This is a genomic window from Mesorhizobium sp. M7A.F.Ca.US.002.01.1.1, from assembly GCF_004022955.1.
GTDB lineage: Bacteria > Pseudomonadota > Alphaproteobacteria > Rhizobiales > Rhizobiaceae > Mesorhizobium > Mesorhizobium ciceri.
This window is the reverse complement of sequence record NZ_RZQE01000468.1, coordinates 1-4,627: the sequence shown is the minus strand read 5'-3', so window position 1 is coordinate 4,627 and position 4,627 is coordinate 1. Positions and strand designations below refer to the sequence as shown.

The 4,627-nt window shown below is 63.2% G+C and carries 5 protein-coding genes and 1 pseudogene; 4 read left to right on the top strand and 2 right to left on the bottom strand.

Features of this window, described 5'->3' with window-relative positions; translation table 11 throughout:
* The 4 genes from EN932_RS29825 to EN932_RS29810 form a co-directional block, all read left to right on the top strand.
* On the top strand, positions 1–212 hold a 212-nt coding region (locus tag EN932_RS29825; RefSeq protein ID WP_206618974.1), incomplete at its 5' end, for an ABC transporter permease.
* A 1-nt stretch (position 213) separates the two neighbouring features.
* Positions 214–1,035 (top strand): ABC transporter ATP-binding protein, encoded by an 822-nt coding sequence (locus EN932_RS29820; RefSeq protein WP_013531884.1) that lies wholly within the window; start codon positions 214–216, stop codon positions 1,033–1,035.
* Between the two features lie 14 nt (positions 1,036–1,049).
* A complete protein-coding gene (locus EN932_RS29815) occupies positions 1,050–2,423 on the top strand; it encodes an MlaD family protein (protein ID WP_063172061.1) in 1,374 nt (457 codons plus the stop codon).
* The gene (locus EN932_RS29810; protein WP_127370129.1) at positions 2,404–3,111 is read left to right on the top strand and encodes an ABC-type transport auxiliary lipoprotein family protein; all 708 of its coding nucleotides are present in this window, start codon (positions 2,404–2,406) and stop codon (positions 3,109–3,111) included. Before EN932_RS29815 ends, EN932_RS29810 begins: the two co-directional genes overlap by 20 nt.
* A 52-nt stretch (positions 3,112–3,163) precedes the next feature.
* Here EN932_RS29810 and EN932_RS29805 read toward each other — a convergent pair whose 3' ends face one another.
* The gene (locus tag EN932_RS29805; protein ID WP_127370128.1) at positions 3,164–3,778 is read right to left on the bottom strand and encodes a 3'-5' exonuclease; all 615 of its coding nucleotides are present in this window, start codon (positions 3,776–3,778) and stop codon (positions 3,164–3,166) included.
* 186 nt (positions 3,779–3,964) lie between these two features.
* Positions 3,965–4,627: pseudogene (locus tag EN932_RS29800) on the bottom strand (kinesin); the annotation flags it as partial.

Genomic DNA, 4,627 nt, shown 5'->3' with positions numbered 1-4,627 from the left:
CCATCGATCTCAGCACCATCTTTGCGGGCCTGATCAAGGCGCCGTTCATGGCCATGATCATCGGCACGATTGCCTCGGTCGAAGGCATGAAGGTCGGCGGCAGCGCCGAATCGCTCGGCCAGCACGTCACCGCCTCTGTGGTGAAGTCGATCTTCGTCGTCATCATCCTCGACGGGCTTTTTGCCATGTTCTACGCAGCGATCGAGTTCTGAGATGAAGCTGCGAAACAGGAAAAGGGCGGGTGCATTGGCGGATGACGCGGGCGAGGGCGATATCGTGCTTTCCGCGCACGACATCAGCGTTTCCTTTGCCGACAAGCTTATCCTCGACAGACTGTCGCTCGACATAAGGCGCGGCGAAATCCTTGGATTTGTCGGCGCCTCGGGCGCTGGCAAATCCGTTCTACTGCGCACCATTCTCGGCCTGACGCGCAAGCAGTCGGGCACCATCAAGCTGTTCGGCGTCGATATCGAGAAGGCTGATGATGCCGAGCGTCTGCGCATCGACATGCGGCTTGGCGTGTTGTTCCAGCACGGCGCCCTGTTCTCGGCGCTGACGGTGCTGGAAAACGTCCAGGTGCCGATGCGCGAATATCTCGACCTGCCGCGAAAGCTGATGGACGAACTGGCGATGCTCAAGATCGAGCTGGTCGGGCTGCCGCCCGACGCGGCGCAAAAATTCCCATCCGAACTGTCCGGCGGCATGATCAAGCGCGCCGCACTGGCGCGGGCGCTGGCGCTCGATCCCGACATCGTCTTCCTCGACGAGCCGACATCGGGTCTCGATCCGATCAGCGCGGCGGAGTTCGACGAGCTGGTGGTCAAGCTGCGCGACACGATGGATCTGACCGTCTACATGGTGACGCATGACCTCGACACGCTGTTCACCGCTTGCGACCGGGTGGCCGTGCTCGGCAAGAAGAAAGTGCTGGTCGAAGGCACCATCGACGACATGCTGAAGAGCGAGGAACCGTGGGTAAAATCCTATTTCCGCGGAAAACGCGCCCGGCAACTTGATCTTGCGGCGCGCGCATAGCCATAAGTGGGACAATGGAAACCAGAGCCAACTACGTCATTGTCGGCATCTTCACGCTGGCCGCGATCCTGGCGGCGTTTGCCTTCGTCTACTGGACGGCGGCGATCGGCGACAAGGGCGAGACGACGTTGCTGCGCGTGCGCATTCCGGGCTCGGCCTCCGGGCTCGGCCGCGGAAGTTTCGTGCTGTTCAACGGCGTCAAGGTCGGCGACGTCAAGCGCGTCTATATCGATGTCGACAATCCGACGGTTGCCATCGCCGATACCGAGATCGACCGCATGACGCCGATCACCAAATCGACGCAAGCCGATATCGGGCTTGCCGGCCTGACCGGGCAGGCCAACATCGAGCTCAAGGGCGCCGATCCCAAGGAGGTAAAGCTCCTCGACCAAGCGGAAAAGGAAGGCAAGGTCGCCGAGATCGTCGCCAACCCGTCGGCGGTGACCAACCTCTTGCAGACGGCGCAGAATATTTTTACCCGCGCCGACAAGGTGCTGACCGAGCTCGAAGGCTTCACCAAGGACGTTCGCGGGCCGCTGACGCAGACCGTCCAGAACGTCCAGACCTTCTCCGATGCGCTGGCCAAGAATTCGGACGGCATCGACAAGTTCCTGTCCGCCGCCAGCACGCTGGCCGATGAGCTGAAAGGCGTTTCCGGCAAACTCGACGGCACGCTGAAGGCGGCCGAAGGCCTTCTCAACGCGGTCGACAAGGACAAGATCAAGAGCATCGTCGCCAATGTCGACGCAGTAACCGGTAACCTCAAGCAGACGTCGAAGCAGCTCGACGGCGTGATCAAGAACGTCGATACAGCCGTGGGGTCGGTCAACGACTTCGCCAAACGGACGCAAGGCACGCTGGCCAAGGTCGACAACGTGCTCGACGGTATCGATCCCGCACAAGTGCGCTCGGCGCTCGCCAACATCCAAAAGGCCAGCGAGAGCGCCGACAAGGCCGCCGCCGACATCGCGGAGGTGACCCACAAGTTCGCCAACCGGGCCGACGACATCGACCAGACGATCAAGGACGCAAAGCAGCTCGCGCAACGGCTCAACGATGCCTCGGTGCGGGTCGATGGCATTCTAGCCAAGGTCGATACCTTGCTCGGGTCGGGGCAGGCCGACGGCGTGATGGCGGATGCGAGGGCGACGCTGAAGTCGTTCAAGCAGGTTGCCGACACGCTGAATTCGCGCCTTGGCGTCATCACCGACAATCTGGCGCGATTCTCGGGCCAGGGGCTTTCGAACGTCGAAGCGCTGGTGCAGGACAGCCGCCGTTCGATCAGCCGCATCGAGGAGGCGGTAACCGATCTCAGCCGCAATCCGCAGCGCATCCTGTCGGGTGGCGACGGCGAGGTTCGGCAATTCGATGGCAGGGCGCGGCGTTGACTTCGGCGTCGGCGCGCCCCAGAAACATGAGCCGCGAAAGCGGGTCGATCTTACGATCCGGGGACAACGGGGATCGCGCGTGAAGTCTGTGTGGGTGAAAACGGGCGGGTTGACATCGGCTGCGGCACTGCTTGCTTTGACGCTGGCCGGCTGTGCGGCGTTGGGCGGCAAGCCCGCGCCGCTCGATACGTTCGAGCTGTCGGCGCCGTCGGTCGACGCGCTTGGCCACAGCCGCCGCCAGATCCTGATCGCGCAGCCGTCGGCGCTCAAGGCGCTGGACAGCCAGAACATCGTCATCAAACCGTCGGATCGTTCGATCCAGTATCTCAAGGGCGCGCAATGGGCCGACCGTCTGCCGCTGATCGTGCAGGCGCGGCTGGCCGAGACCTTCCAGCGCTCGGGCAGCTTTGCCGGCGTCGGCAAGCCGGGCGAGGGCCTGGCGATCGATTATCAGGTGATCGTCGAGATCCGCTCATTCGAGGTTCGGGTCGACGGCGGCGAACATGCCGAGGTCGATCTGTTCGTGCGGATACTGAACGATCGCAACGGCGAGGTCCGTGCTTCCAAGAGCTTCACCGCAGCCGCACCCGTCTCGGGCAGCGGCAATCCTGCTTATGTCAGCGCACTCGACAAGGCGTTCGGCGACGCCGCCGGGCAGATCGTGCGCTGGACGGATTCGGTGATCTGAGCGCGACGCGCGCCGGAATCCCACCAGGCTTCATCCGACCAGGCTTCTCTACCTACAAGTGGTCGAAGATCTCCGGCCGGAGCTTTCCGGTCTTCATCAGGTGCTGCAGGGTGTAGGTCACGGACAGCGCGTCATCGAGCGCATCGTGCCCCTGCAATGGCGGGTGCTTGACGCCGTAGTAATCCGCAAGCTTGTTGCTCGGCGTTCTCGCCAGATCCTCGATCGGCATTCCGGCTGCGATCAGCAGCTTGACGGTGTTGTCAAACCGGGTGGCCGGGATCGAAGGCTGAATGCCCGCGACATAGCAGCTGATGGCGATCATGCTCAATTCGTCCTTGCCCCAGGACCAGAATCGCGCCCCTTCGGAAAAACGATCGATGTCGGCGAGAGCATCCCCTAGTGCCACCCCTTTTGTCTCCAAATCTTCCTCGGTGATGCCGGTCAGTTTGGTGAAGAATGGGTCCAGGGCGTATCTCTGACCAAACCGGTCGACCGGTCTGATATAGGCCTTGTGTGTTCCGAGCAGGGGGAAGTCGCCTTCAAGTCCAAGCCTGACGGCGCCGATCTGTGCGATCACCGGGTCGGGATCGTGGGCCGCGCACCAGAATCTGCGTTGCGAGCCCTCCAGGCAAAGAAACTCGCAGTCGAAAATGATTGCCGTCTTCACGATCACACCCTGCGAGCGTTAGGGCAGCGGTACTGTGGATGAATTATGGCGCCGTCGGGAGATCGACTTAGGGCGGATTCCGAAGGCATCGATAGTCTTGCAAGACCTGTTGCGGGCAGGTTCAACGCGTGCCGGACGTTAGAGCAGGCACAGGCGGGACCATGGCCCGCCTGTTCAATTCCTGTCTTAGTGCAGGCGGCCGCTCGCATGCGCCAGCATGGTGTAGACCTTGCCGGTGTCCGACGTCAGGTAGGTCTGCGCCATGATGTTGTCGCGGTCGTTGCGCGAGACATCCTTGAGCAGCTTCTCGAAATCGTCGCAGTAGCGGTCGACGGCGGCGCGGAACTCGGCCTCGGCCTGATACTTGCGACGGATCTCGTCGAACGTCTGCTGACCCTTCAGCGTGTAGAGCCGCCTTGTGAACACGTCACGCTCGCCGCGCCGGTAGCGGTTCCACAGCTCGATCGAAGCATCGTGGTCGATGGCCCGCGCGATATCGACGGAGAGCGAGTTCAGCGATTCGACGACATGAAGGGGCGATCGCTGGGCAGGCGTAGCGCGGGGCGCTTCCGCAGTCGCTGGGGGAGCTGCCGACCTGAGGTCCTCATCGTTCGATGCCGCGGTCAGCAGATCGCGCACCCAGCCACCCTGCGGCGTGCGGGCGTTGGCATCGCCGCGCGGACGCGGTGCCGCCTCGGTCGGACGGTCAAGGTCGAGCGTGCCGCGCAATGCAGGGCCGCCCAAGGGCGCCTGAGGCGTGCGCAGGTCCGGCTGCGGTGCCGGTGCTCGGCGCGGCGGCTCGGCAGCGCGTGCGGCCGGCGCTTGCGGCGCCGGACGCAGGTTGCGTGG

Coding starts and splice junctions, on each gene's coding strand:
- EN932_RS29820 (WP_013531884.1), top strand. CDS start 214: ATGAAGCTGCGAAACAGGAAAAGGGCGGGTGCATTGGCGGATGACGCG.
- EN932_RS29815 (WP_063172061.1), top strand. CDS start 1,050: ATGGAAACCAGAGCCAACTACGTCATTGTCGGCATCTTCACGCTGGCC.
- EN932_RS29810 (WP_127370129.1), top strand. CDS start 2,404: ATGGCAGGGCGCGGCGTTGACTTCGGCGTCGGCGCGCCCCAGAAACAT.